Consider the following 26,882-nt stretch of genomic DNA (forward strand, 5'->3'; position numbering starts at 1 on the left):
AAATATTAAATACATAACAATCTAACGGAGCGTAAACGTGAATTTATCTAAAATCACATTAGCAACTCTTGCTGCTTTTGCTTTGACTCAAGCAACAAGTGCAGTAGCTGCGAACAAGAAATACCTAAACGAACAAACAGGGATTAACCAAGCTTTGCAAACCAATGCGTCATCGGTATTGAGTGCAAATCCTAATCAGTTAGTTGGTTTAGGTGCAGGGAATGATTTAGTTGTATTAAAAGAAATCAAAACCAGTAACGGCAACACCACTCGCCGTTATCAACAGATGTATCAAGGTCTACCTGTCATTGGCGATACGGTTAGCCTTACATTTGATGGTAATGGCCAATTAAAACGTGCACATGGTGCTGCGGTATATGATATTGCCGCCGACATCGATTCTGTCTCTCCGGCTCTTAACAAGAAAAAAGCAATGGCAAAAGGCCTTGCTAACTCACCGGCTGCAATTAAATCAGTTGGGTTAAAAAAGCATAATGAACAATCACGTTTAGCTATTTGGCTAGATGAGGACAGTGTTGCACACCTAGTGTATGAAGTATCTTATGTGACTTATGGTGATAACCCATCTCGTCCGTATCAAATTATTGATGCCAACAGCGGTGAAGTCTTATTCAGCTTCGATAACTTACAACATGCTAGTGCAACAGGCCCAGGTGGTAACTTAAAAACCGGTAAATACATTTACGGTACTGACTTTGATAACCTAGATGTAACCCAGTCTGGCAACACTTGTACGATGAATAACGCTAACGTAAAAACCATTAACTTAAATGGAAGTACGAGTGGTTCTACAGCATATTCGTTTACATGCCCTGAAAATACCTTTAAAGAAATTAACGGTGCGTACTCACCTTTAAATGATGCGCATTATTTCGGTAACGTTATTTTTAATATGTATAACGATTGGGTAGGCACTGCGCCATTAACGTTCCAGTTGAAAATGCGCGTTCATTATGGCAATAACTACGAAAATGCGTTTTGGGATGGCAGTGCCATGACCTTTGGTGATGGCCAAAATACGTTTTATCCACTGGTAAGTCTTGATGTGTCAGCGCATGAAGTAAGCCATGGTTTTACTGAGCAAAATTCAGGGCTTATTTATTCTGGTAAATCAGGTGGTTTGAACGAAGCGTTCTCTGATATGGCAGGTGAAGCGGCTGAGTTTTACATGAAAGGCTCAAACGACTGGTTAGTAGGTCAGGAAATTTTCAAAGGTAACGGTGCACTACGTTACATGAATAACCCAACCCAAGATGGCAGCTCGATTGATCATCAAAACAGTTACTACTCAGGCATGGATGTGCACTACAGCTCAGGTGTATTCAACAAGGCATTTTATAACCTTGCAACCACACCAGGTTGGGATACGCAAAAGGCGTTCGTTGTGATGGCACGTGCTAACCAACTTTACTGGACAGCCAGCACAAACTGGGATTTAGCAGGTAACGGTGTCATGGATGCAGCCTGTGATTTAAGCTATGACCCAGCCGATGTTCAAGCGGCACTTGCAGCGGTCGGTGTCACTTCAAGCTTAAGTGCGGGTAGTAGCTGTGGCACGACTGAGCCACCTCCGGGCGGTGATGAAGAACTAACCAATGGCGTTGCACGCACAGGGATCAGTGGTGCAGCAAAAGAGCAAATGTTCTTTACTCTTGAGGTGCCAGCAGGTGCAACGAATTTACAATTCAATACAACTGGTGGAAGTGGTGACGCAGACCTTTACGTTATGTATGGCGCAAAACCAACACTGAGCAACTTTGATTGTAAAAGTACTTCATCTACTAGCACAGAAAGCTGCGCTATCAGTAATGTGCAAGCGGGTACTTACTACGTAATGGTAGAAGCGTGGAATCAAATTTCAGGTGTATCACTTACTGGTAGCTTTGATTCGGGCAGCGGTGGTGGTGTAACACCGATTAACCGCACTGAGTCTAACTTAAGTGTTGCTACAAATAGCTGGACTCGTTTCACGCAAGACCTAGATGCGGGTTACTCGTCACTTGATGTGACTATTTCTGGTGGCTCTGGTGATGCTGACTTGTATGTGAACTTTGGTTCGCAATCGACAACATCTAGCTATGATTGCCGCCCATATAAAAATGGCAATAGCGAAACTTGCACATTTACAAACCCACAAGCGGGTACATGGTATATCGACCTTCGCGGCTACAGCGCTGCAAGTGGTGTAACTCTCACCATTTCGGCTAACTAGCCACCCTTTTAGGGAGCTTCGGCTCCCTTTTTTATTAATACAAATAATAAAAGGATTGATTATGACAACCCGTCTAACACAGTGCTTAATGGGCTTTGCCACACTGTCACTAAGCCAATTAAGTTATGCAGCGCAAGACGAAACAATTTGGGTCACCATTGATGCCCTTGCTGCAGAGCACTTTCAACAAGATACAGTGAGTAAACGTAAACAAAACAGCAATTTTGCGATGCAAAAATCGGCTTTGAATCAAGTTAATTTTATGCGCGTTAACAAGCAGGATATCGCTGGATTAAGTGAGTTTATGCACGATAACTATCATCGCTGCGGTGGTTTTGTAGCCCATGACTCATTAGCAGATGCCGAGCTCTATACTCAGCAATTAAATACTGTAGCTCAGACAGCTATGAATGCGAGCCTAGTAAACTACAGTATTGATAATGCCGCGACAGTTAACGCACTAATATCATCGATTGATAGTAGCGAACTGAGCGATACGGTTAATAGCATGATGAACTTTCATAACCGATATTATGCAGTACAAAGTGGTGTTGATGCAGCTGATTGGTTAAAGAGCCATTGGCAGCAAATAGCCAGTAGCCGCAGTGATATAAGCGTGGAGTATTTTAACCATAGTTTTTCGCAATCATCAGTTATTGTGACCATTCCTGGTGCAGAAAAAGCAGATGAAATCGTCGTTATTGGTGGTCATTTAGACTCAATCAATCAGTCTAATCCAAGCAATGGTCGAGCTCCTGGTGCAGATGATAATGCCTCTGGTATTGCAGTGCTCACACAAACCCTCAAAGCAATTGTGGAAAATAACTACCAACCTCAGCGGACCATACAAATTATGGGTTTTGCTGCTGAAGAAGTAGGCCTTAGAGGCTCAAAAGATATTGCTCAAAGTTATAAAACACTGGGTAAGAATGTTGTAGGCATGGTGCAGTTTGATATGACTGGTTATAACGGCAGCAGCACAGATATTGTGATGATGACGGATTACACAAACTCATCGCAAAATCAGTATTTATCGCAGTTGCTTGATGCTTACCAGCCCACAGTGAGCTATGGCTTTGATCAATGTGGTTATGGCTGCTCAGATCATGCCTCTTGGTATCAACAAGGGTTTGCCGCCTCAATGCCATTTGAATCAACAATGAGTGACATTAACCCTTTGATCCACACATCAAATGATGCCCAATTTGATGCGGCTCACGCGAGTAAGTTTGCAAAACTAGCTGTGAGCTATGTTGCTGAAATGGCAAAGAACGCTGGTGATGTGGTAACTGAGCCGACTAATCAGCTTGAAAATGGCGTAGCTAAAACGGGTTTGGCGGGCGCAGCAAAAGAGCAGCTATTCTTTACGCTTGAAGTACCTGCAATGAGCAGTAACCTTGAGTTTGTAACTGAGGGGGGCTCCGGTGATGCCGATTTATACGTTAAATTTGGCAGTAAGCCGACCTTACAGGACTTTGATTGTAAAAGCACAACCTCTACAAGTAATGAAAGCTGTGTGATGTCGTCAGTTCAAACTGGCACGTATCATGTAATGGTTGAAGCGTGGAATGAGATTTCGAATGTGTCACTCACGGGAAGTTATAGCACCTCAGGTGGCGGCGACAACGTTGATCGAACTGAGACAAACGTGAGTGTCGCTACCGGTAGTTGGCAGCGCTTTACTCAACAAATACCAGCAGGCCTTAGTAATTTAACGGTGACGATTACTGGCGGTAGTGGCGATGCAGATTTGTATGTTAACTATGGCTCAGCGTCAACAAGTTCAAATTATCTATGTCGACCTTACAAAAATGGTAACGAAGAAAGTTGTCAATTTGATAACCCACAAAGTGGAACTTGGTACATAGATTTACAGGGTTACCGAGCTGCATCAGGTGTGACATTAACGATTCAAGGACAATGATTCAAATGCAATCATACTTTTAACCATGAGGAAGCCTTGCTTCCTCATTTAGTCTTGCCCTTGGCAAGTCAGTTACGTAAAATCTGCCCATCACTTTTAATCTATTGGCGAAGTTTATCAAACAACTTTTCAGTGCCACTGGCCCCCTTGCACTTTCTCTTGATGGATATACTCCTCGGCAGCCACAAATTGACATGGCTGTTGCAGTTGATGATGCCTTAAAAAAACGTCACCAATTAGTGGTTGAGGCGGGCACAGGTACGGGTAAAACCTATGCTTACTTAGCGCCTGCGTTAAAATCAAAAGGCAAAACCATCATCTCTACGGGTTCAAAAGCACTACAAGAGCAGTTGTTTCACCGTGATTTACCCAATTTAGTCAAAGCACTAAGCGCCACTAAAAAAGTCGCCCTTTTAAAAGGCCGCGCGAATTATTTGTGTACGTATCGTTTAAGTCAGCATGTTGCGCATGTGCCAACTGATGATCCTGATGTAATGCATCAACTCGCGATGGTGGCAAAGTTTGCAAGTGAAACCCGTTCAGGCGATTTAGCAGATTGTATCGGCATAGAAGAAGATGCCAAGGTACTGCCTTATGTTAGCTCAACCGCAGATAACTGTTTGGGTAAAGAGTGCCCCGATTTTCAAGAGTGCTATATTCGTAAAGCCCGCTTAAATGCCATGGAAGCCGATGTGGTGGTGATCAACCATCATTTATTCTTTGCTGATATGGCCGTGAAAGACACAGGCTTTGCTGAATTAATGCCTACGGCAGACGCCTACATTTTTGATGAGGCGCATCAGCTCAGTGAAATTGCCAGTGACTATTTTGGTGAAAGTGTTAGCACGAAAAAGCTGGTGGATTTAATTAATGACTTACGAGCAATATACCGTGCAGATATCCCGGATATGCTGCAATTAGGTAAAACCCTCAACAAGTTAGAAACCAGCGTGGCAGATTTACGCTTACAGTTTGGGGTTGATGGTAGCCGTGGTGACTGGCGTGAAAAACTGGCCGATAAAGAGATTTGTGCAGCACTGCACCGGGTTATTAGCGACCTCGACTTTTTATACCAAGTATTAAAGTTATGCTTAGACCGTAGCGAAAAAATAGAGCATCCGTTTGAGCGTACACTGGCCTTTAAAGGTCAGTTAGAGCGGGTATTTGATACCGCACAAACGGGCTATAGTTATTGGTACGAAACCACTCGCCGATACCTAACGGTAAACATTACACCGCTTAATGTATCGGCTAAATTCGCACAAATGATGAAAGACACAGGAGCAGGTTTTGTGTTTACATCGGCCACTTTATCGGTCGATAACGACTTAGCGCACTTTAACGCTAGCCTTGGCTTAAAACCAACGCAAAGTATGATTGTTGAAAGTCCGTTTGATTATCAACAACAAGCACTACTTTGCTTACCGCGCTACTTACCTGAGTCTCATGCGAATAATATGCCCCACGCAATTATCAAGTTGACCCTTGAGTTGATTAAATCAGCAAAAGGTCGCTGCTTTGTGCTATTTACTAGTTATCGTATGATGCATTTAGTGGCGGAAGGGTTAACTACACAAATGGATTATCCGGTTTATATGCAAGGGCAAATGTCTAAACGCATTATCCTTGAGAAGTTTACCCGTCACGGTAATGCCGTTTTACTCGGCACAGCCTCATTTTGGGAAGGCGTAGATGTTAGAGGCAGCACATTAAGTTGTGTTATCATTGACAAATTGCCGTTTGCCGCACCAGATGACCCTTTATTGCAAGCAAAAATGCAAGATTGCCAGCTGCAAGGTAAAGACCCATTTGCGCATATTCAACTACCCCAAGCGGTGATTGCATTAAAGCAAGGGGTAGGGCGACTTATTCGCGATAGTAAAGATAAAGGTGTGCTGGTTATTTGCGATAACCGCTTAGTAACACGCCATTACGGCCAAGTATTTTTAAAAAGTTTGCCACCCATGCGCCGCACACGCGATTTAGCAATGGCAAACGCGTTTTTAGAACAGATCAATTAGAGTAACTTAGATGATTAAACACAATATTCTTGCCTTAGATGCATCAACTGAAGCGTTATCGCTGGTGCTACATTATCAAGGGCAAACATTTCATCATTTTGAAGAGTGCCCTCAGCAGCACAGTCAAAAGATTTTGCCTTTAATTGATGAGTTACTCGCAAAGGCACAATGTAAACTAACCGACTTAGATGTGATTGGCTTTGGTCAAGGACCGGGTAGCTTTACGGGTGTGCGTATCAGTGTTGCGATTGCACAAGGTTTAGCGTATGCCGCACGTTTACCTTTGGTTGGCGTATCAACATTGCAGATGATGGCGCAACAAGCGTTTGAGCAAGACCAAGCTAGCGATGTGTTTTCTGCGATTGATGCACGTATGGGTGAGATTTATTACGCTCACTATAAAGCTGATGATAATGGTTTAATGCTGCTTGTTGATGAAGAGCAAGTAATTAAACCTGAGTTGCTAACGTTACCTGAAACAGCGGCAACTGCAGTGGGTACGGGTTGGCAGACCTATCCTGCACTTGTTACAGAACTTGCAAATGTAAGTCTAAATGAGAACATTTTATTGCCTGATGCAAAGTACATGCTGGCTTCGGTTGCAACTGCCTTTGCTCACGGTGATACAGTGACTGCAGCGAATGCGCAGCCTAAATATGTTCGTGATACAGTGACTTGGAAAAAGCTGCCAGGCCGAGAGTAACTGAGATATTAACTGAGAGAATAACGGGACTTGCGTGCCAGTCAGTTATGGCACATAATTTAGTCATGTTTGATGTGGAATTACGAGTTTGACTTTACCAATTGGCTCAGGCTTTTATACCGGTGACATTCCTGGTCAATATAGCCGTAAAAATACCGTTACTGATAAGCCTAAGGCGATATCAGATCAAACGGCTGAGCAAAAATCGTCAACAGAGTATGTTAAATCAAGCCCTCAAGCTGTTGCTATTGCTGATGAATTTAAAGCTGAGTCGCAAAGCTATCAGCAAACAATTTATGATAAACCAAGCAACCCAAAAACCAGTCGCGCTATTTCAACCTATACGGAATTTGCTAACTTAGAGCGTCGCGCCGAAGTGCAAAGCCTTATTGGCGTTGATGTATATGCTTAGCTAATTGCTAATATTGAATTCACAAAAAAGCCTAAACAAAATGTTTAGGCTTTTTTATGATTGGATAGTATTTCTAAGGTAAATAAATTACTGCTTAATAAAATCAATCAGCTTGTCGGCAATCGCAGTATTGTTTTGCGAACCGTAGAAATCTTCTGCACGTTTACCATAGGCAAACACTTGCACATCAATAGCGGTGTGGCCGCCAGTAGTCCAACCCGTGAAGCTGGCATGATTGATGATATCTTTTACAGCAAGTAGCAGTGCTTTCTCGCCCATTTTCTTAGCTTCGCTTAGCTTGATGCTGTTAGCATCAGTGAATTCGATATCAGAATACTTTTGCCATACTGCTTTTAAGTCATCGCTTTCAAGTAGATCTTTTGTGATAGTGCCAGCTGTTGCTTTAACACCTTTAATTATGTCAGTTTCCCACTTATATTGACCATGAGCACCAAGTGTTAAGCCACCTGTTGAGTGGTCGGCAGTGATAACAAGCAGAGTATCAGGGTTTTTATCTACATACGCTTTTGCTTGTTCAATCGATTTTGCAAAGTCGTCCATTTCGCCCATTGCACATGCGATGTCGTTTGCATGACCACACCAGTCAATTTGGCTGCCTTCGATCATCACAAAGAAACCTTTGTCGTTTTGACCATCCAGTAAATCAAGCGCTTTAGTTGTCATTTGCGTAAGGCGCGTTGGATTTTCGTCAAGCGCAAACGGTAAACCAACTTCAGCGAATAAACCAAGTGCTGGAACCTGTTTTAAGTTACTCATTGCTGCAAAGTCATCACTGTACTGATAACCTGCTGCTTTAAACTCTTCCACTAGGTTACGGTCTTTACGAACGTAATATTTCGTGCCGCCACCTAACATTAAATCAACCGGTAATTTACCCGCGATTTTGTTATCGATATAGTCGTTAGCAATCTCGTCGTAGTTACGGCGTGATTCGTTATGTGAAGCAAAGCTTGCTGGTGTGGCGTGGTTAATTTGCGAAGTAGCTACGAGTGCCGTTGTCATACCGCGCTCTTTGGCAACTTCAAGCATGGTTTTTACTGGTTTTTTATCAGTATCAACAGCAATTGCGCCATTATAACTCTTATGACCACTGCTCAGTGCTGTTGCACCTGCTGCGCTGTCTGTTACATAGGTATGATCGTCAGGGTAGGTATGAGCCATACCACGTAAAATCGTATCGAAAACAGTTGGGTCAACAACTTTAGTATTTGGATCATCTTTAAAGTAACGATATGCAGTTGTGTACGCCGGGCCCATACCATCACCAATCATATAAATGATGTTTTTTGGTGCTGATTCAGCCATTACTGAGCCTGCTGAGCATAATAATGCTAAAAGACTTAATTTTAATTTCATTGATGTAACCTTATTATTGTGCCCTTATTTATACTGCGAGGATTATTGTATACTAGCCAGACGATAAATAAACGCCTTTAAGTTGAAACGCTTAATAAATAGGAGCAATTGTGCAACCTTTTTCTTTTCAAACTGGCACTCAGGCAATGCATGGCCTAACCTTTGGTCATGGCGAAGAGGTTGTGATTGCCTTACATGGTTGGCTTGATAACGCACATAGTTACATACCAATGTTACAAAATGCGCAGCTAAATCAGCTTTGGTATTGTCTTGATTTTCCTGGCCATGGTTTATCTGATTGGCGAAGTAGTGACGCCCATTATTACTTTATTGACTACATTGATGACGTCTATAAGTTTATTGAGTCGCTTGATGTAACGAAAGTGCATTTAGTTGGCCATTCTATGGGCGCCATGGTGGCTGGCGTTTTTGCTAGTTGCTTCCCTGAAAAGGTCGCATCGGTAAACTTTATTGAGGGGATCGGCTGCGTTACAACTAACAGCAATGAAGTGAGCAGCCAACTTCGAAAAGCAATATTAAATAGAGCGCGGGTAAACAGTAAAGGCCCTCGCGCATTTGACTCAATAGCGCACATTATTAGTGCAAGGCTTGCAAGTGGCGACCTTGAATACCCACAAGCAGAGCTTTTAATGACACGAAATAGTTACGAAAAAGCAGGGAAGTGGTATTTAACAACCGATCCGAAGCTTAAAAATCACTCAGGGTTTCGCTTTGATGAGGCGCAATGTATTGCAACCATCAAACAAATCAACGCACCATGTCAGCTTCTCTTAGGAGATAAGGGTTATCCTTTTGTTAGGGATAACCTAGAGGCATATGGTAAATATTACAAGGAGTTAAAAATTCATGAGATACCCGGAGGTCACCATTGCCATATGCAAAGTCCTGCATTAACCTTAGAGCACATTCATGCATTTATTGGGCAGTATAAAGCAAGTTAATTGTATAATTGCACCAAATGTGGGATTATCTGCACCATTAGAGTATTTACTCCATTGAGAAACGGCCTTAGTTAGATTAAGGTTATTAAAAAATATAATTATAAACAGGAGCTAAGAGTGGAAAAAATCTGGCTTAAACGCTACCCAGAAGGTATGCCTGAAACAATCGACCCTGAGCATTATCACTCGCTACTCGACTTGTTTGAAAAAAGTTTTGCTGACTATAGTGACCTTCCAGCCTTTACCAACATGGGTAAAGTGTTGACCTATAGTGAGTTAGACAGTGCTACAAAACGTGTTGCGTCGTACATTCAAAATGATCTTGGTCTGAAAAAAGGCGACAAAGTAGCGGTTATGATGCCGAATCTACTGCAAACGCCTGTGACAATTTTAGGTGTTCTTCGTGCAGGCTGTGTGGTGGTTAACGTAAACCCACTTTATACAGTGCGTGAATTAGAGCATCAATTAAATGACTCAGAGTCAGCAGCAATTTTCATTCTTGCTAACTTTGCCGATACCCTAGAAAAAGCATTACCAAAAACCAATGTTAAACACATCGTGGTTACCCAAGTGGGTGACATGGTGGGCGGCCTTAAAAAGCACATCGTTAACTTTGTGGTTAAGCACGTTAAGAAAATGGTGCCTAGCTACACATTGCCAAATGCAATCAAATTTGCAGATGCGCTTGCTGGTAACGAAGCGAGCTACAAAAAGCCAGATGTTGATTTAAATGACTTAGCATTCTTGCAATACACAGGTGGTACAACGGGTGTATCTAAAGGTGCAATGCTTTCTCATGGCAACATGGTTGGTAACCTTGAACAAGTATCAGGTTGTTTAGACAAAGTATTAGAGCGCGGAAAAGAAGTGGTTATTACGGCACTGCCGCTTTACCACATCTTTGCACTGACAGCGAACTGCCTAACATTTATGAAATACGGTGGTTTAAACGTACTTATTACGAACCCTCGTGATATGCCTGGCTTTGTAAAAGAGTTAGCACAACACAAGTTTACCGCGGTAACGGGTGTAAATACGCTATTCAATGGTTTACTAAATACCCCAGGTTTTGCTGAGCTTGATTTCTCAACGTTAAAAATGTCACTTGGCGGTGGCATGGCGGTACAACGTCCAGTTGCTGAAAAATGGCAAGCTGTAACGAAAACCAAATTAATGGAAGGTTATGGCTTAACTGAGTGTGCACCACTTGTTACGGTCAGCCCTTACGACCTTGAAGGTTATAACGGTTCAATTGGTTTACCAGCACCTAGCACTGATATTAAGCTTATGCTTGAAAATGGTGAAGAGGCAGCAAAAGGTGAGCCAGGCGAGCTTTGGGTTAAAGGCCCACAAGTTATGCAAGGTTATTACAACCGCCCAGATGCAACAGCCGAATGCTTAAAAGACGGTTGGTTTGCAACGGGTGATATTGCAACTTACGATGATGAAGGTTTCTTCTATATTGTTGATCGTAAGAAAGACATGATTATTGTATCTGGCTTCAACGTGTTCCCAAATGAGATCGAAGAAGTTGTTGCTATGCACGAAGGCGTGCTTGAAGTGGCAGCTATTGGTATCCCTCATGAGGTCAGTGGCGAACAAGTTAAAGTTTTTGTCGTGAAAAAAGATCAATCTTTAACTGAAAAAGATATAATAAAACACTGTCGTGATAATTTAACGAACTATAAGGTGCCTAAACTCGTTGAGTTTAGAGATGAACTACCAAAAACAAACGTTGGTAAGATTCTAAGAAGAGCCTTAAAGGACGAAAAGAAATAATTAAAGCCGGCATTAGCCGGCTTTTTTATGGTATAGAAAGGGGTATAAGTGCAATATCAACTGATCGAAACACAAAATCAATTAAATGATTTTGTAGAAAAAATTACAGGTAAACCGGTACTGGCAATTGATACTGAGTTTATGCGTCGTCGTACGCTTTACCCTGAAGTTGCACTTATTCAAGTATATGATGGTGAGCATTTAGCGTTAATCGACCCTCTGGCTGAGTTGTCGCTTTTTGATTTTTGGCAAGTACTTAAAAACCCAGAGGTGTTAAAAGTATTGCATTCACCGTCAGAAGATATTGAAGTGTTTCAAAAATACGCTGGCTTTGTACCAACACCACTGTTTGATACTCAATTTGCACTGCAAATATTAGGTCATGGTAACTGCATGGGCTTTGCGCACATGGTTAAAGAGTTGCTTGATATCGAAATTGATAAAAGCGAATCACGCACTAACTGGCTACAGCGCCCGCTAACAGAAAAGCAGTTAGATTACGCCGCTGCCGATACCTATCATTTATTGCCTTGTTTTGAAATTATTAAAAAACAAATTGATGAAGCTGGCTTTTTTGACATTGTGATCAGCGAAAGCGAGTTAGTTGCGCAAAAACGTGCTTACCAAACACCTGCAGAGCAGCTCTACAAAGACATTAAAAATGCTTGGCAATTACGACCGCACGACTTAGCTGTATTACGCGAGCTTGCAGCATGGCGCCGTGAAAAGGCAGAGCGCAAAAACCTCGCTCTTAACTTTGTAGTAAAAGAGCACAACATGGTTGAAATTGCTAAGCGTAAGCCTGCAAGTTTAAATGCGTTACGCAGAGTGCCGGGTGTTGAGCCAATGGAAGTGAACCGTTCGGGCGTTGAAATTTTAAAATGTATTGAGCGTGGTAAAGCCGTTCCTGTCAGCGAACAACCTGCACAATTAAAACGTTTAATTGATTTTCCGGCATACAAAAAAGCCGCTAAAGATATTAAACAAAAAATTACTAAAGCTGCAAAAGAGCAGGGCATTCCTGAAGATGTATTAGCCTCTAAAAAACAGATTAACCAGCTGATCAGCTGGAATTGGAAGCTCGATGCTGATGAGCGTAAAGCCGCATCAAAGCCAGATCTGTTTAACTCATGGCGCTATGAGTATGTGAAAGAAGTACTTAAAGAGTGGCAAAACTAAGTAACTAACTTTTTAAAGGGCTTTTTATGCTTTGACTTGCATTAAAAGCCCTGAAACTTACTGCGTTTACGCGTAACCTCTAACCAATGCAGTAAGTTATTATCATATCGTTTTAATCGTTGTTTTTGTTTCGACGTTAAATAATAAAATGGCGCGAATATAAAGTAGCCATGACCAATGATTACCACACAATTAAAACCATATTTAGAAAATTGTTTAATTTGTTTAGTTTTGTTCGGTTCAATATGAACAATCCCAAACGCAGAACTATAAAAAATACCATGGCGACAAATGGTAAGTTTTTTCTTGCTACTTAACATTAAAAATACAACCACAAACGAAATAACTGTAAAAGCGAGTAAAAGTAGCTCGTAGAATGGATGGATTTTTGATGCTGATTTTAATATGAAAAGTAATAAGGCTGCTAAAGTGATAAGCACTGCAAGCGTGCTTTTCTCTGAACTCTTCCTTAAATTCAATACTTTCATTCTCAATCCTTGAGAGGCTTTTTTAATATAGTACTCCGCCACTTAGATAATACAATCTGCCAAAAAAATGAAAGTAAAAGCTATTTTTAATGTTTTATTATTATATTTATGGTTGTGATTTATTTAGCTTGTTGAAATTAAATAAGATATTAAACGATGAAAGGTATGAGAATATATGTAAAAGAATGTGGTGTAATAAGTCAAGTTATATATCTGTATTAAGGATGTAAGCCGTCATTCAGTCGTTTCCACAGTGTGTTTTTGGCATCAATAGGATTAATATATGGAAAACTATGCACTAGCTGGCTTGGGGTTACTAATACTATTCAATATATTGATCAGTTTAGTAATTTATAAAAGAAATGATTTTGAAACTTTTCAAAAAGTAGCACAAATAGTACTGGTTTGGTTACTCCCTGTCATAGGTGGAGCGGGAATCTTGATATTCTATAAAAGTATAGATAAACCAATCAGGAAACCAGAAAGCTTTGCAAAACGTTCTGAAGGCAATAGCTCCTGGCAAGATGAACCCTAATAAAGAGCTATGAGTGAACGACTATTCAAATTAAATCCAAGTCATGAGCTCACTTGTTTAAAGCGAGCTCATTCCTAAATAACCTTATAAACCAAGTAAGATCTTATCTAAGTTTTGTTTTGATTTAGCAACGCTTTGTAGTGGGGTAAGTCCGCTTGGGTATTCTTCTTGCTCAAGCACTAACCACTTGGTGTTGCCGTGCGACTCTAAAGTATCGATGATGGCAGGCCAATCAATGTTGTTTTCGCCAATAATCGGGCTCATATTGCTACCCTCAATCGTACGTACTTTAATGTGCGTAGCAAGTGTGCGGTTAGGGTACTTTTTAATAAAGTAGATTGGATCTTTAGCTGCGTAATTGACCCAGCCAATATCTAACTGCAATGGCATGGTCTTGGGGGTATTACTGGCAATGTAATCCCAAAACGTTGCATTATTAAAAGCATTAAACTCTTTATTATGATTGTGAAAACCGATCTTCATATCAAAGCGGGTCGCATAATCACTGACTTTAGTAAGCTCTTTAACTAGAGATTTAACTCCCTCAGGGTGCCATGCTCTTTCATCCCAAGGTACATAAAGTGTAGTAACCCCAAGGGTCTTGTAAAACAGCAGGGTGCTATCAATAGTGTTTTCACTGAGTGCATCAAAGCCTATATGGGCACTACTGGCAACTAAGCCTAATTCACTGAGCTTTGCTTTTAAAGCTGATGGGTTATTTGAGTATGGGCCAAAGTCTCCGGCAAACTCCACGCCGTCAACCCCCATTTCGGCAAGAGACTTAAGCGTACCATGAAAGTCATTTTTTAAGGTGTCTTTGACTGACCATAGTTGCACACTCACTGGCAGTTTTGCGAGTAATTGACCACTAAATACAAGGCTAATAATGAGCAATAAAATGCGGGTTTTAAACATACTTAAATCCTAAAAAAGCAGGGGAGTGACCCCCTGCACTGTGTTACAAATAACACAAGGGGGAAAGTTAATCGATATAGGCGTACTCGCTTAAACCAAGCTCAGCTAAAACCTGATCTAAATGGGCTTTTGCTTCATCAGAAGGACCAGGGTAATCACCTGCAATAGGCACATTACCAAGGTAACCTATGTCTTTACAGCCTTCAGGCGTACAGAAAAAGGCAGCAAGCACTAACTCTTTAAAGCGTAAAAAGGCTTTACCAATACGCTGAAATTGCGCAGGTGTTTGCTCGTTTAAAAACGCAATATCGTCTAAAATCGCGCGATGTTGCTTTTCATTAAGTGCAACAAATTGCTTTTTAAAACGAAGCTGCGCTTCATCGTTAAGCCACGCTAATGAATTTAAAATTTTAATTCTATCGCGTTGTTGGCCTTCATAAGGCGCGCTTACCCATTCATTAATAACGGCCGGTACTTGTAGCTCACTGGCTGAAGGAATAGCGCCTTCGCGCGGTACAATGTAATCAGATAAAAGCGCTACTAACGTGAGTTCGTCTGCTGTTAAGGTCAGTGGCCAAGGTGATTCTGGTGGCATCACCAAATTAGGATCTTGACCATAGCCTTTAGCGGTTACAGGCTTGATATCTAAATCAGGCCAATGCTCTTTTGCAGAGACTGCAACGTCATCTTCCAGTGCTTTTGTGCAGCCAGCAGTTAAACCAATCGCCGAGCCCGCAGCTAATAGACCAAGCCATTTTAAAGACTCACGGCGGCTCATGTTTGAAACATAGTTATATGAGTCGTGTTCGTTACGATGATGCATAATTAAAGTACCCCGTTATCAATTTGTTGAGCAAGCCAAGTTGAATTACGCATTGCCAGTGTCATGATGGTGAGCGTACAGTTTTTATGAGGGTTAGAAGCAAATACACCCGCATCCATTACAAATAGGTTATTACAATCCCATGTTTGACCCCATTGATTGGTGACAGAGTCTTTCTTTGAGCTGCCCATTCGTGTGGTGCCCACTTCATGAATGATTTCGCCACCTTTTGAAATTGCTTTTTCAGCAGGTGGGAGTTCGCCAACGGTCGCACCCATGTTTTCTAGAATTTGCTTCGCAGTTTTTAAACCATGTTCGATTTGCTTTAATTCTCTGTCAGACCACTTAAAGTGGAACTTTGATACCGGAATACCCCATTTGTCTTTAACGTTTTCGTCAATTTCCATGTAGGTATCTTTGTTCGGTAACATCTCGCCACGCAGAGCAAAACCAACGTAAGAGCCATATGCATCACGAATTTGCTGTTTAAGGGCAGGGCCATAGCCTTGTTTATCACCCGATACACCCGAGCCTGGTTGTCTAAAGCCACCGCCAATTTCAAAGTGATAACCACGTGGGAAATCTAATTCATTGTTAGCTTGTGCTTGATGACCCCACCAAGGAATAAATAAGTGATTAGCGGTATGTCCATCTTCGTTATAACGTGGGCGACCTTTAAGTGCCGGAATTTGCGCACCTAACCATGCGCCCGTCGAATCCATCAAGTTTCGACCTACTTGGCCACTTGAGTTAGCAAGGCCTTTAGGGTGCTTTTTATTCTTTGAATTTAATAAAATACGCGCTGATTCACAGGCGCTGGCGGCTAAGATAACCACATCGGCATCAATAGCATGTTCGGTTACCGTGTGTTTATCAACATAAGTTACGCCAGTGACTTTACCTTGCTCATCAACTTTGACTGATTTAACCATGGCATCAGTAATAACTTTTAAGTTACCAGTGGCTTTTGCCATAGGTAATAGCGATGTAGTAGTTTGAAAAGCAGCACCAATTGAACAACCAGAGCCACAAGGTGTCGCATAAAAACAGGCCATGCGATCATCTTTAGGGCGAGTTAATACCGCGCGATGCATAGGCACTGCTTGAATGCCCATTTTCTTTGCAGAAGCGGCAATTAAAAGCTCAGGAACACGCGGCTTTGGTGGTGGCTGTAAAATACCTGGTGACGAATCTGGCATATCTTCATGGCCAGTATTGGTGCCACATACACCCACAAGTTCTTCAGTTTTATCGTACCAAGGTGCTAAGTCAGCGTATTCAAATGGCCAGTCGGCACCATGACCATCACGGCTTTTGCCTTTAAAATCGTGCTCACTAAAACGTAATGAATAGCGGCCCCAGTGGTTAGTTCGACCACCTAACATACGTGCGCGCCACCAATAAAAGTCGCTTCCTTTGGCGCTGGTATAAGGTTCATCAGGTACTTGCCAGCCGCCATCAACGGTTGCGTCGTAAAAGCCAAAGTTTTTGTCTTTGTTACCTGCACCCATAAGTGGGGCTTCGTTGTTACGACGAAACATCGGGCTTTCTGTTTTCGGGTCATAATTACGGCCCGCTTCAAGTAATAACACTTTGTGGCCAAGTTTAGTTAACGTATAAGCGGCCATTGCACCGCCAGCACCAGAGCCAACAACTAATACCTTATGTTTAAAATCAGACATCTTATAGCTCCTTGATTTTTATATTTTTAAACCACACTTTGTCACCATGGTCTTGAAGCCCGATATGACCTTGTTCAGCCGTTGCAAAGTTTTTCCAGGTTGCAAACTTACTGCCTTTTACAAGGGTATTCCATGTTGTACTGCCAATCACAATGCTGGCGGTGCTTATACCGTTTTGCCAAACTTGTAAGTGGTTGTCTTGCATTTTAATGCGTACATGGTTCCAGCTATTTGCTGGTTTGTGCGCCGCAACTGGCGCAGCAAATAAATCGTAAATTGACCCTGCTAAGTGCGAGTCAATTTCGGTATCTGGGTGTTCTTCGTTATCGATAATTTGAATTTCAGGTGCATGAGAGTAAATCATCTGTCCGGTTTCATCAGCTAATACAAAAATACCGCTATTGCCTTTAGTAGAGATTTTCCAATCAATCTGTAATTCAAAGTTTTGGTACTGCTTTTTAGTAAGCAGGTCGCCACCACCTTTGGTTAATGTCATAGCGCCATCTTCAACGACCCATGCAGGATTTAAAGATTCGCTTTTAAAATTACGCCACTGCGACATATCTTTGCCGTCAAACAACAACTGCCAGCCAGCTTGCTTTTCTTGTTGTGTTAGCTGATTGTCAGCCGCATTAGCGAGTGCACAGCTACTAACGGTGAGCATTAAAGTCAGTGCTTTAAGAGATTTAAACATAGTGTTCCTCGACGATTTACTTGCTTAAGACGCACATTTTTCGGTGCGTTTGTTGTTATTAATTACTAAATGCAACCCAATGAATGCGACGATTAAAATAATTGGGAAGATCAGTAGGTTTTGTAATACAGCCTGTCCGGCTAAAATTTCAATTTGTTCTGCGCTTGCGCCACTTGCTTCTGCCGATGAGCGTGCTGTATCTATCCAGCTACCAATTACAGGGTTCCAGATACTCATAGCAAACATGCCTGCACCGCCCATTAACGACATACCCAGCGCCCCTGACTTTGGAATGTATTCAGCAACGCAGCCAAGCATGGTCGGCCAAAAGTAGGTAACGCCAAGTGCAAAAAGCATCGCTGCTAGATAAATCATGCTGCCCTCAGCTTGGCTCATCATAAAGATACCTAAGCTTGCACAAATGGCAGATCCAAGTAATACACCAGTAGGGTTGAGCTTATGCACAATGGGGCCTGCAAAGAAGCGACCAACCGCCATTAAGCCGGTGATCAGGGCTAATACCACCATAGGAGAGGCACCCGATGAACCTAAAATACGCTCAATCCATTGTTGTGTGCCAAATTCAGTGGTTGCGGTAAACGTCATACAGGCAATTAAAAAGATGTATAACGGCGTAAATAAGTGGCGAATATTGCTGCTGGTAGAGTGAGTACGCGTATCAAAGCGTGGAAATTGTGCTTTGATCAGCATAGCGCCATAGATAACAGTAGGAATTAAAATTAACGCTACTTGCCATTGCCAGTTTAAACCTGCTCCCGACATAAAATTCGAAGCAAGTGCGCCAATCACAATGCCACCTGGGAACCAAACATGAAAACGGTTTAGCATAGTGGTGGTGTTTTTAGGGTACATTTCTGCAATTAGTGGGTTACAGCCAGCTTCAACAGCGCCGTTGGCAAAACCAATTAAAAAGGTAGAAACCAGTAAGCCCCAAAAACCATCAGCTGTTATCGTCAAAACAAGACCAAGTAAATGACAGATAAACGCTAACGCCACTAATTTTTTCGCGCCAATGGCATTATAAATAATACCGCCGACCATAGTCGCGACCGGAAAACCTAAAAATGCCATGGCATTAACCCAACCTAATTCGGTGTCGGTTAAGCCAAACTCACTGCCAAGTTGACCCAAAATACCAGCACGAATGGCAAAGGTCATAGAGGTCACAATCAGTGCTATACAGCAAAGCCGAAAGACAATGCGGTTATAATTATTGTTGTCCATATTGTGTGTCCTGTGTGTTCTATTGTTGTCGGTTTTATAAACCTAAAATTCGATTATTACGCTCAGTGTTTGTTGCGCCACTGGCAAAATCGTCAAAGGCTTTATCTGTTGGGTTTATTATGTGTGCTTTAATAAACTCAGCGCCTTCTCTTGCCCCATCTTCTGGGTGCTTTAAGCAGCATTCCCATTCAAGTACAGCCCAACCATCAAAACCATATTGAGTTAACTTGCTAAAGATTTGCTTAAAATCTACTTGGCCATCACCTAAAGAACGAAAACGCCCTGGTCGGTCTTGCCAGTTTTGAAATCCGCCATAAACACCTGAGCGGCCATTTGCGATAAATTCGGCATCTTTGACATGAAACGCCTTAATGCGCGAATGATAAATATCGATAAACGCTAAATAGTCGAGCTGTTGCAATACAAAATGGCTCGGATCATAAAGAATATTCACGCGTGGGTGATTATTGGTTGCCGCTAAAAAGCGCTCAAATGTCACACCATCATGTAGATCTTCACCCGGATGTAATTCATAACACACGTCCACGCCATGCTCGTCAAAGCAATCTAAAATAGGTAACCAACGCTTAGCAAGTTCACTAAAGCCTTGTTCGACAAGTCCTTGTGGACGCTGTGGCCACGGGTAAAAGGTATGCCATAAAAAAGAACCCGAGAACGTCGCATGGGTTGTTAAGCCAAGCTTGTTACTCGCTTTCGCTGCTAGCATCAATTGCTCTGTTGCCCACTTTGTTCGCGCTGCAGGGTCACCTTTTACATGCTCTGCGGCAAAGTTATCGAACATTTCATCGTAGGCAGGGTGAACAGCAATTAACTGGCCTTGCAAATGTGTTGATAGCTCTGAAATTGTAAGTCCATACTCTGTAGCAATACCAGTAACTTCATCGCAGTAATGCTGGCTTTGAGCTGCTTTTTCTAAATCAAAAATAGTCGGGTTTGAGGTTGGCACTTGAATCGCTTTGTAACCTAAACCGCTTGCCCACTCACATAAACCACGAAAGCTATTGAAGGGGGCTTGATCTGAAATAAACTGCGCCAAAAATATTGCTGGCCCTTTGATTTTATTCATTTTTTTATCCAATCTGTAATTTGTGCCATTTAGTATCTTGCTTCGATGAAGCAACAACATGCTCAATAAACGCCATACCACGCACAGCCTCATTGATGCCAGGCACATCAAATGCTGAATTTGTTGCGTTATCGCCTTGCTTAAATGCGTGGATCTGCGCTGCAAAATTGCGGTAAATATTGGCAAAGGCTTCAAGGTAGCCTTCTGGGTGACCGGCAGGGGCGCGTAGGGCATTTTGCGTGTCAGGGTGTAATTCACCCACGCCCGCTCTAAGTAATGTGGCGGCTTGATTGTGGCCTCTTAGCCATAAGCTATTAGGCTCAAGTTGCGACCATTCAAGACTGGCTTTATCGCCATAAATACGCAGGCGTAAGTTGTTTTCATCGCCAATAGCAATTTGGCTTGCCAGTAAAACGCCTTTGCAACCATTATTGAATCTAAGTAGCACGGTGCCATCATCATCAAGGGCTCGGCCTTCAACCACATGATTTAAATCGGCGCAAAGCTCGGTGATTTCGAGATCAGAAACATACTCAGCTAAGTTAGCAGCATGCACGCCAATGTCGCCCATACAACAACTAATGCCAGACTTACTGGTGTCTAAACGCCAGCTCGCTTGTTTTGAACCTTCGTCTTCGCTGTGTGCTAACCAGCCTTGAGTGTACTCAACAATGACTTTACGTATGGTACCGAGCTCGCCTGCTTTTACGCGATGCTTGGCTTCTTTGACCATAGGGTAACCGGTGTAAGTGTGGGTTAAGCCATATAAAACCTGCTGTTTTGCAATAATGCTTTGTAATTGCTCTGCTTCTGCGAGAGTAAGCGTTGCAGGTTTATCAGAGAGCACATGAAAACCATGTTCAAGCGCCATTTTCGCGACCGGAAAATGTAAGTGGTTTGGGGTGACAATAGCCACAAAATCAATACGCTTATCAGTAGGTAATTTTGCTTCTTCGGCAAAAAGCGTTTGGTAGCTGTCGTAGCAACGGCTGCTATCAAGCCCAAGTAGTTCGCCAGTTGCTTTACATTTGTTTGCGTCTGAACTGAATGCGCCTGCAACAAGCTCTATCATTCCGTCTAATCGCGCTGCAATTCGATGAATAGCGCCAATGAAGGCACCATCGCCACCGCCTACCATTGCCATGCGGATCTTAGCTTTGCTCATCTTAAGCGCTCCTAATTTAAATAGCGTCGGCTACTGTTAATATCATGTTATTGATAATAGGAAAGCTTAAGCGATAAGCGCTAATAAAAATTCGGTTGACAATGCAACAAAATCGGCGTTTAAAATATATAGGATTGTTCTTTATAGAGACAAATTAAAGCGATGGATATTCAAGAAATAATAAAAAAAGCTGGCGTAAATCAGCTAATTGCTGCATTTGATTTACTGCCAGATATCCTCTTTTGGGTAAAAGACACAGATAGTAGAATCTTGCATTGTAATCAGCATTTTATTGAGCATCAGGGTTATAAAACACTGGAGCAAATATTGCTAAAAACAGACTTCGATTTTTCGCCAAAGCACCTCGCGTTTCAGTACGTCAATGACGATAAACGGGTGATGGAAGGCTACATAGTAACTGACCGTTTAGAGCTGAACCAAACCCAACAAGGTGAGCTTGGTTGGTTTTCTACATCAAAGCATGCTTTAAAAGATCACGATGGCAATGTGATTGGCACTTACGGAGTAACCCGACATCTACAAAAAACCTCAAAAGCGCTTTCTCATGTAAGGGCAATTGAAGAGCCGGTAAAATTTATTCGCGAGCATTATCATCGTCAGATCAGCATTGATGAATTAGCAGAGCTTGCGCATTTGTCGGTAAGTGCTTTAGAGCGCCGCTTTAAAAAGCATTTAGCAAAAACACCTAATCAATTTATTAACGAAGTGCGTCTCGAAAATGCCCGCAAGCTACTGATTGAAACGCAACTGCCCATTTCACAAGTGGCCTACCAGTGTGGGTTTTCTGAGCCAAGTTACTTCAGTAAACAATTTCGGCGTTTGTTTGGTGAAATTCCCTCACAAATGCGCTCGCAATTAGGTGATTAAATTGCAGCTCTTGCAATTAAAATAGCCCCTTGCTCTGCACTGGCAAGGGCGGGGGTTAAATGCGCTTTACTGGCATCAGATAAGTAAGGCGTGATGGCACTGGCAATGCCGCCCATCAAGGTAACGTTTTCAATACCTTGCTTTTCAAAGTAAGTGATATAGCGGCTAATGTATGCGCACGCTTCATTGATTAATTGCTGACAAAAAGTATCGTCAGAATGGCTAAAAACTAGGGGTGCAAATTTGGCAAGCTCTGCAGGGCGCGCGGATATTAAACGCTGACTTAACGCTTGGCTTGAGTCGCAATTAAGCTGGGTGAGTAGGGTATTTATTGCTGCAGAACTTTGCGCAACACCATCAAGTACTGCAAATGCCATACGGCAAAGTTGTAAACCTAACCAACCACCACTGGCACCATCGCTTAGTAATAATCCGTAGCCACCTAATTCGCTAAATTGGTTTTGCTGTTGGTAACCCGCACAAAAGCCTGTGCCCAGAATAATCACCGCACCATCATGGTGTTGATGCGCGCCTTTACAGGCAATCAGCATATCTGTTGACAGGGTAAACTTGGCAAAAGGGTGCTGCCATTTGGTCATAGCTTGATAGGCAGAGTCGATATTAGCACCGGCAAGTCCGGCATGCACATAGGTGTTTTTCAGCTCGCTTAAGGCAAGCCCAGCTTCATGAAATGCAAGTTCAGTGGCGTGCAGTATTGACTCTTGGCTTTGTTGGCAGCTGGTGGCCACATTTGCTGAACCACTTATGGCTTCACTCAGCAATGAGCCGTTTTCGTTTTCTAAACGAACTTTACACTTACTGCCACCGCCATCAATACCTAAAAAATACATTGCCATGCTTAATCCTTTGAAAGAAGCTTATTGATATCCTCAGCATTAATTGCACCATTTTCGTTGTGCACGCATGAGTGTACATGCACAGTGGCCTTTGCTGAATGGTTTTTTATTAATTGCCAAAGTGTTGGCGCGTTTTCTAAAGTAACGCCACCACCGATAACAATTTCTATCTGATTAGCGCTGTGTGCTAAGTATGTGTTGAGCTGATTTAGACCATCAACAGCACTTTGACCGCTTTGCCATGGCGTGCCTGCTGTTAATACGCGCTCAACTCCTAAACTAATCAATCTATCAAGTGCGCTTAACGGGTTTGTAAGGGTATCGAATGCACGGTGAAAGGTCACCATCAGGCCATGCTGTTTGGCAGTGGCAACTAAAGAGCGAGTCACCTCTAAATCAAGTTCGCCATGTTTAATTGCACCAAATACCACGCCATGCGCCCCCGCGTTCGCTGCCAGTGTAATTTGTTTTTGCATTAGGTTGTGACATTCAGCACTAACAAAAAAGTTGCCTGCTTCGGGGCGTATCATCACCACTAACTCTGCACTATTAGTAAGGCTTTTCACGGCACAGTCAATCGCATTAACACTAGGTGTTAAGCCACCTAGGTGTAAATTACTGCATAGCTCAAAGCGTTTTGCGCCTAAGTTACTAGCCATTGAAATGTTGTTAGCAAGCTGCTTTAAGCACCCTTCGTTTAGGCATACTTCAAGAAATTTACCATTATTCATGGGCGTGTTTTTACCATATCTATTACGCCTAATTTTTAGTTACTCAATTTGTGAGTGATCAATAAATACACGAAAGTTTAAATTATTGTTTATTATCAAAGTTTTAAATGTAATTTTGAGTTTGTTTTTCTGAGCCGGTTAACTCAAAATCGCTGAGCTTAACTATAATTCAGAAAATATAAAAATGAATATAAAATATTCCAAACGCCGATTTTGTCATATCTCTCACCGAATTTTTATTATCACTTTTTGACCGCTCACCCTATTCTGAGTTTGAGTTTAACAAGCTGTTAACTACCGAAAATCAGTTTAAAAACCGACAACAATAAATCGTTTTTGCAGGGTTAAAGGCTCTTAAACAAAAACAGAGCACACAACTGGAGATAGGCATGGGCAAGCAAACTGTAATAAAAACAAAAGGGCAAGGAAGGCATTTTAAGCGTAATGCAATTTTAATTTCGCTACTGGCTGCAATTAATACAAGCTATGCAGCAGAGCAAGCTAATGATGATGTAGAAGTGATTGAAGTACGAGGTATTCGTTCTTCAACTGCAGAAAACTTAGCAATAAAACGACTTTCAACGGCGACAGTTGATGCAATCACCGCAGAGGATATTGGTAAGTTTCCAGATAAAAACGTCGCTGACTCATTGCAACGTGTATCGGGCGTTTTGATTGACCGCGACGGTGGCGAAGGTAGCCGCGTGAGTATTCGTGGTACGTCTCCGGATTGGACTCTCACCCAATTAAACGGTAACTATATTGCTTCATCAGGTTCTGGTACTCCTACCCGTAGTTTTAATTACACGTTATTGCCTTCAAGCATGATCAAAAGTGTAGAAGTGTACAAAAGTGCTGAAGCACGCATCGATGAAGGCGGTATTGGTGGTACGGTTATTTTACACACCCGAAAACCGCTTGAGATGGAAGCAAATTCAGGGGCGCTAAGTGCAGAGGTGACTTACGATGATGTGTCTGAAGACACTAAGCCGCAAGTCAACGTGCTGTATTCATGGAAAAATGACGACGAAAACTTTGGTGTACTGGCCGGTTTTACTCGTCAAGATCGCACCGTAACAACCATCACTAACAACGCATCACATTGGCGTTTTCACTCAGATACCGTTGAGGGGGCAGAGCGCCCAGCGCTGGTAGACCAAGCCACTGGCGAAGTGTACAACAATGTATGGGCACCTCGTGCGATGAGTGTTAATAACTCAAACCAAGACCGTACACGCGATGGTTATCAAGTCGCTGTGCAGTGGGCACCGAGTGACAGACTTGATTTAAACTTTAACTATTTTGGTGCCAAGTTAGGCTACGACCAAACAGGGCAAAGTATTACTTTTGCCGAGTGGAACGATAACCACAACCCGTATTACGGCATTGTACTTGATGGCGATACCGTGGTTGCCTACGGTAATGGCGATAATGGTTTACTTAATGATAATAACTGGGGTGATGCCGATGTAAATGACGGTGTGGCTGTTCGCCGTGGTTTGTTATCGCCGCAGTTAACAGGGCGTGAGCGTTTTGGCGAGTCAAAATCAAACACCTATGATTTTGAAGGTACTTATTATGGCGACACTTACAGCATTACAGTAAAACTTGGTCATACTGAAGCTGAAGGCGGAACCTCAAAAGAAACCTACGCCAATATTGATGCACGTTTAGGCTCAGTAAACAGCTGGTTGTGGTCAATTGAAAACGGAAAACCAAGCTACGAAGTGTCGACTGATTTAGCCACTGATAAAGAAGCATATCAATATTACGATTGGTTTGACTCATACTCATCAGAAAATGAAGACTCAGAAGATTACTTCCAAACAGATGTGAAATTTGACCTTGATGGCAGTTTTTTCACTCGTGTTTATGTGGGTGGTAAATACCGAGACCACGAAATTAAAGGCATTCGTAACGACTTTCGTTGGGATGACGGCATTGCTGATAACGGCGGTTACCGCGGTTACTTGCCAGGCACTGAGTGGTTCCATAATCCAGATTTTCACCCAGATGCGCCAACATTGGTAAGCGACCATGTGGTTGATAACAGCGCAGGTGATACAGGCGCATTTAACTTCTTAGCGTTTGACTTTGAAGCGCTGGATGATTACTTAAAAGAAAACTTTAGCCAGACAGTGGTGCCAACGCTTTCGGGTACTTATGCCCTTGAAGAAAAAATTTGGTCTGTTTACACCCAAGCTGATTTCGAATGGCAAGATTTCCGCGGTAATGTCGGTGTGCGTTATGTTAATACTGAACTAAGCACCTTGACCTACGATGATGTCATTGGTCAAGACGATGACGACACAGAACCAAACGAGCGCAGTAGCGATGGCAGTGAAGTATTACCAAGCTTTAACCTTGCATGGGATGCAACTGAAGATCTTGTGGTGCGCTTTGCAGCAGCACGTACTATGGCAAGAGTGAGCTATTCAGACTTAAGCCAAGCAGAGTCATACGGTCCTCCAGTTAACATTAACTCGCCTGATTCATGGACAGGCCGTGGTAATGGTACTTCGGTAAACACAGGGCTTGAACCTATGTTATCTGACCAATTTGATTTAGGTATTGAATGGTATTACGGCGATGGTTCTGCACTGGGCGCTACGTTATTCTCTAAAGATATTTCTAACCTACCAATCTCGACCGTAGAAATTGTAGAGCGTGAACATGATTGTTGTAACGGCCCAATTGAAGTCGAAATGAACACCAAAGTGGGTGGGGGTGATGCAAAATCAGAAGGTTTAGAGCTGTTCTTCCAGCACTCGTTTGATAATGGTTTTGGTATTTTAACTAACTATACCTACACAGATACCAGCACTAGCGAAGTCTCGACAGACGGACAAAAAACAGAGGCCGAAATACCAGGCACCGCTAAGCACCAATATAATGTGTCGGTGTACTTTGAGAATGACGACTTTAGTGTTCGTGCGTCTTACAACTGGAAAGATGACCGTGCCAACGGTATTCACCAAGGCTACAACTTGTATACCAAAGACTATGGTCAGCTAGATGTGAATGCCTCGTATAACCTAACAGAGGATCTTTCGTTTACCGCGTCAGTGGTGAACCTAACTGAAGAAATAGAAGAAGGCTATTGGAAGCAAAGTAATCGCTTTACCTATAACCAATATTCGGGTCGTCGTTTTTACTTAGGTGCAAATTATAATTTCTAACCC

General features: G+C 42.4%; 22 protein-coding genes. 11 read left to right on the forward strand and 11 right to left on the reverse strand.

The features are described from left to right. Positions 1-37: 37 nt before the first annotated feature. From QL229_RS08920 to QL229_RS08940, 5 genes are all read left to right on the forward strand, one after another. The gene (locus QL229_RS08920) at positions 38-2,233 is read left to right on the forward strand and encodes a pre-peptidase C-terminal domain-containing protein (protein WP_281546775.1); all 2,196 of its coding nucleotides are present in this window, start codon (positions 38-40) and stop codon (positions 2,231-2,233) included. Positions 2,234-2,321: 88 nt separating this feature from the next. Continuing rightward, the gene (locus QL229_RS08925; protein WP_281546795.1) at positions 2,322-4,157 is read left to right on the forward strand and encodes a M28 family metallopeptidase; all 1,836 of its coding nucleotides are present in this window, start codon (positions 2,322-2,324) and stop codon (positions 4,155-4,157) included. A 104-nt stretch (positions 4,158-4,261) separates the two neighbouring features. Continuing rightward, the gene (locus tag QL229_RS08930; protein ID WP_281546776.1) at positions 4,262-6,178 is read left to right on the forward strand and encodes an ATP-dependent DNA helicase; all 1,917 of its coding nucleotides are present in this window, start codon (positions 4,262-4,264) and stop codon (positions 6,176-6,178) included. A 10-nt stretch (positions 6,179-6,188) separates the two neighbouring features. Continuing rightward, positions 6,189-6,881: a tRNA (adenosine(37)-N6)-threonylcarbamoyltransferase complex dimerization subunit type 1 TsaB gene (gene tsaB, locus QL229_RS08935; RefSeq protein WP_281546777.1), complete on the forward strand. Its 693-nt coding sequence runs from the start codon at positions 6,189-6,191 to the stop codon at positions 6,879-6,881. 88 nt (positions 6,882-6,969) lie between these two features. Then, the gene (locus QL229_RS08940) at positions 6,970-7,293 is read left to right on the forward strand and encodes a hypothetical protein (protein WP_062565644.1); all 324 of its coding nucleotides are present in this window, start codon (positions 6,970-6,972) and stop codon (positions 7,291-7,293) included. A gap of 87 nt (positions 7,294-7,380) precedes the next feature. Here the strand turns inward: QL229_RS08940 and QL229_RS08945 are convergent, their stop codons facing one another. Then, positions 7,381-8,670 (reverse strand): alkaline phosphatase, encoded by a 1,290-nt coding sequence (locus QL229_RS08945; protein ID WP_281546778.1) that lies wholly within the window; start codon positions 8,668-8,670, stop codon positions 7,381-7,383. A 110-nt stretch (positions 8,671-8,780) separates the two neighbouring features. Here QL229_RS08945 and QL229_RS08950 point away from each other — a divergent pair, with 110 nt between their 5' ends. The 3 genes from QL229_RS08950 to rnd all read left to right on the forward strand — a co-directional run bounded on the left by QL229_RS08950 (position 8,781) and on the right by rnd (position 12,590). Then, positions 8,781-9,632, forward strand: coding sequence for an alpha/beta hydrolase (locus QL229_RS08950; RefSeq protein WP_281546779.1), 852 nt, complete (start codon positions 8,781-8,783; stop codon positions 9,630-9,632). A gap of 117 nt (positions 9,633-9,749) precedes the next feature. Beyond that, positions 9,750-11,411 (forward strand): long-chain-fatty-acid--CoA ligase FadD, encoded by a 1,662-nt coding sequence (gene fadD, locus QL229_RS08955; RefSeq protein ID WP_281546780.1) that lies wholly within the window; start codon positions 9,750-9,752, stop codon positions 11,409-11,411. Between the two features lie 48 nt (positions 11,412-11,459). After that, positions 11,460-12,590, forward strand: coding sequence for a ribonuclease D (gene rnd, locus QL229_RS08960; RefSeq protein ID WP_281546781.1), 1,131 nt, complete (start codon positions 11,460-11,462; stop codon positions 12,588-12,590). Between the two features lie 41 nt (positions 12,591-12,631). Here rnd and QL229_RS08965 read toward each other — a convergent pair whose 3' ends face one another. Beyond that, a complete protein-coding gene (locus QL229_RS08965) occupies positions 12,632-13,078 on the reverse strand; it encodes a hypothetical protein (protein ID WP_281546782.1) in 447 nt (148 codons plus the stop codon). Positions 13,079-13,361: 283 nt separating this feature from the next. On the opposite strand from QL229_RS08965, the gene QL229_RS08970 reads away from it, so the two are divergent. After that, a complete protein-coding gene (locus tag QL229_RS08970; protein WP_281546783.1) occupies positions 13,362-13,613 on the forward strand; it encodes a hypothetical protein in 252 nt (83 codons plus the stop codon). Positions 13,614-13,697: 84 nt separating this feature from the next. On the opposite strand, the gene QL229_RS08975 is transcribed toward QL229_RS08970, so the two are convergent. From QL229_RS08975 to QL229_RS09005, 7 genes are all read right to left on the reverse strand, one after another. Then, positions 13,698-14,528, reverse strand: coding sequence for a sugar phosphate isomerase/epimerase (locus tag QL229_RS08975; RefSeq protein WP_281546784.1), 831 nt, complete (start codon positions 14,526-14,528; stop codon positions 13,698-13,700). Between the two features lie 67 nt (positions 14,529-14,595). Continuing rightward, positions 14,596-15,351 (reverse strand): gluconate 2-dehydrogenase subunit 3 family protein, encoded by a 756-nt coding sequence (locus QL229_RS08980; protein ID WP_105173498.1) that lies wholly within the window; start codon positions 15,349-15,351, stop codon positions 14,596-14,598. 2 nt (positions 15,352-15,353) lie between these two features. After that, on the reverse strand, positions 15,354-17,033 hold the full coding sequence (locus tag QL229_RS08985; RefSeq protein ID WP_119852937.1) for a GMC family oxidoreductase: 1,680 nt from the start codon (positions 17,031-17,033) through the stop codon (positions 15,354-15,356). A gap of 1 nt (position 17,034) precedes the next feature. Next, positions 17,035-17,727 carry a DUF1080 domain-containing protein gene (locus QL229_RS08990; protein WP_281546785.1) on the reverse strand — a complete coding sequence of 231 codons (693 nt, stop codon included), beginning with the start codon at positions 17,725-17,727 and terminating at the stop codon, positions 17,035-17,037. 24 nt (positions 17,728-17,751) lie between these two features. Further along, on the reverse strand, positions 17,752-18,972 hold the full coding sequence (locus QL229_RS08995; protein ID WP_281546786.1) for an MFS transporter: 1,221 nt from the start codon (positions 18,970-18,972) through the stop codon (positions 17,752-17,754). 34 nt (positions 18,973-19,006) lie between these two features. Next, complete coding sequence (locus QL229_RS09000) at positions 19,007-20,059, reverse strand: sugar phosphate isomerase/epimerase family protein (protein WP_281546787.1); 1,053 nt, start codon at positions 20,057-20,059, stop codon at positions 19,007-19,009. 4 nt (positions 20,060-20,063) lie between these two features. After that, positions 20,064-21,224 carry a Gfo/Idh/MocA family oxidoreductase gene (locus QL229_RS09005; RefSeq protein WP_281546788.1) on the reverse strand — a complete coding sequence of 387 codons (1,161 nt, stop codon included), beginning with the start codon at positions 21,222-21,224 and terminating at the stop codon, positions 20,064-20,066. Between the two features lie 162 nt (positions 21,225-21,386). Here QL229_RS09005 and QL229_RS09010 point away from each other — a divergent pair, with 162 nt between their 5' ends. Beyond that, the gene (locus QL229_RS09010; RefSeq protein ID WP_054552042.1) at positions 21,387-22,112 is read left to right on the forward strand and encodes an AraC family transcriptional regulator; all 726 of its coding nucleotides are present in this window, start codon (positions 21,387-21,389) and stop codon (positions 22,110-22,112) included. Here QL229_RS09010 and QL229_RS09015 read toward each other — a convergent pair. Both QL229_RS09015 and QL229_RS09020 read right to left on the reverse strand, forming a co-directional pair. Further along, positions 22,109-22,969 (reverse strand): BadF/BadG/BcrA/BcrD ATPase family protein, encoded by an 861-nt coding sequence (locus QL229_RS09015; RefSeq protein ID WP_281546789.1) that lies wholly within the window; start codon positions 22,967-22,969, stop codon positions 22,109-22,111. The two genes, QL229_RS09010 and QL229_RS09015, sit on opposite strands and share 4 nt — an antisense overlap. Before the next feature lie 2 nt (positions 22,970-22,971). Beyond that, the gene (locus tag QL229_RS09020) at positions 22,972-23,700 is read right to left on the reverse strand and encodes a copper homeostasis protein CutC (RefSeq protein ID WP_281546790.1); all 729 of its coding nucleotides are present in this window, start codon (positions 23,698-23,700) and stop codon (positions 22,972-22,974) included. Between the two features lie 389 nt (positions 23,701-24,089). Between QL229_RS09020 and QL229_RS09025 the strand changes: the two genes are divergently transcribed. Then, the gene (locus QL229_RS09025; protein ID WP_281546791.1) at positions 24,090-26,879 is read left to right on the forward strand and encodes a TonB-dependent receptor; all 2,790 of its coding nucleotides are present in this window, start codon (positions 24,090-24,092) and stop codon (positions 26,877-26,879) included. The last annotated feature ends 3 nt before the right edge of the window (positions 26,880-26,882 follow it).

Origin of the sequence: Pseudoalteromonas sp. PAR1 (assembly GCF_947311895.1) — a bacterium.
In the GTDB taxonomy this organism is placed as follows: Bacteria; Pseudomonadota; Gammaproteobacteria; order Enterobacterales; family Alteromonadaceae; genus Pseudoalteromonas; species Pseudoalteromonas lipolytica_C.

Bases quoted from the DNA above. Each gene is read 5' to 3' on its own strand.
- QL229_RS08925 (WP_281546795.1), top strand. From the start codon at position 2,322: ATGGGCTTTGCCACACTGTCACTAAGCCAATTAAGTTATGCAGCGCAA.
- tsaB (WP_281546777.1), top strand. From the start codon at position 6,189: ATGATTAAACACAATATTCTTGCCTTAGATGCATCAACTGAAGCGTTA.
- QL229_RS08945 (WP_281546778.1), bottom strand. From the start codon at position 8,670: ATGAAATTAAAATTAAGTCTTTTAGCATTATTATGCTCAGCAGGCTCA.
- QL229_RS08965 (WP_281546782.1), bottom strand. From the start codon at position 13,078: ATGAAAGTATTGAATTTAAGGAAGAGTTCAGAGAAAAGCACGCTTGCA.
- QL229_RS08970 (WP_281546783.1), top strand. From the start codon at position 13,362: ATGGAAAACTATGCACTAGCTGGCTTGGGGTTACTAATACTATTCAAT.
- QL229_RS08975 (WP_281546784.1), bottom strand. From the start codon at position 14,528: ATGTTTAAAACCCGCATTTTATTGCTCATTATTAGCCTTGTATTTAGT.
- QL229_RS08980 (WP_105173498.1), bottom strand. From the start codon at position 15,351: ATGCATCATCGTAACGAACACGACTCATATAACTATGTTTCAAACATG.
- QL229_RS08985 (WP_119852937.1), bottom strand. From the start codon at position 17,033: ATGTCTGATTTTAAACATAAGGTATTAGTTGTTGGCTCTGGTGCTGGC.
- QL229_RS08990 (WP_281546785.1), bottom strand. From the start codon at position 17,727: ATGTTTAAATCTCTTAAAGCACTGACTTTAATGCTCACCGTTAGTAGC.
- QL229_RS08995 (WP_281546786.1), bottom strand. From the start codon at position 18,972: ATGGACAACAATAATTATAACCGCATTGTCTTTCGGCTTTGCTGTATA.
- QL229_RS09000 (WP_281546787.1), bottom strand. From the start codon at position 20,059: ATGAATAAAATCAAAGGGCCAGCAATATTTTTGGCGCAGTTTATTTCA.
- QL229_RS09005 (WP_281546788.1), bottom strand. From the start codon at position 21,224: ATGAGCAAAGCTAAGATCCGCATGGCAATGGTAGGCGGTGGCGATGGT.
- QL229_RS09010 (WP_054552042.1), top strand. From the start codon at position 21,387: ATGGATATTCAAGAAATAATAAAAAAAGCTGGCGTAAATCAGCTAATT.
- QL229_RS09015 (WP_281546789.1), bottom strand. From the start codon at position 22,969: ATGGCAATGTATTTTTTAGGTATTGATGGCGGTGGCAGTAAGTGTAAA.
- QL229_RS09020 (WP_281546790.1), bottom strand. From the start codon at position 23,700: ATGAATAATGGTAAATTTCTTGAAGTATGCCTAAACGAAGGGTGCTTA.
- QL229_RS09025 (WP_281546791.1), top strand. From the start codon at position 24,090: ATGGGCAAGCAAACTGTAATAAAAACAAAAGGGCAAGGAAGGCATTTT.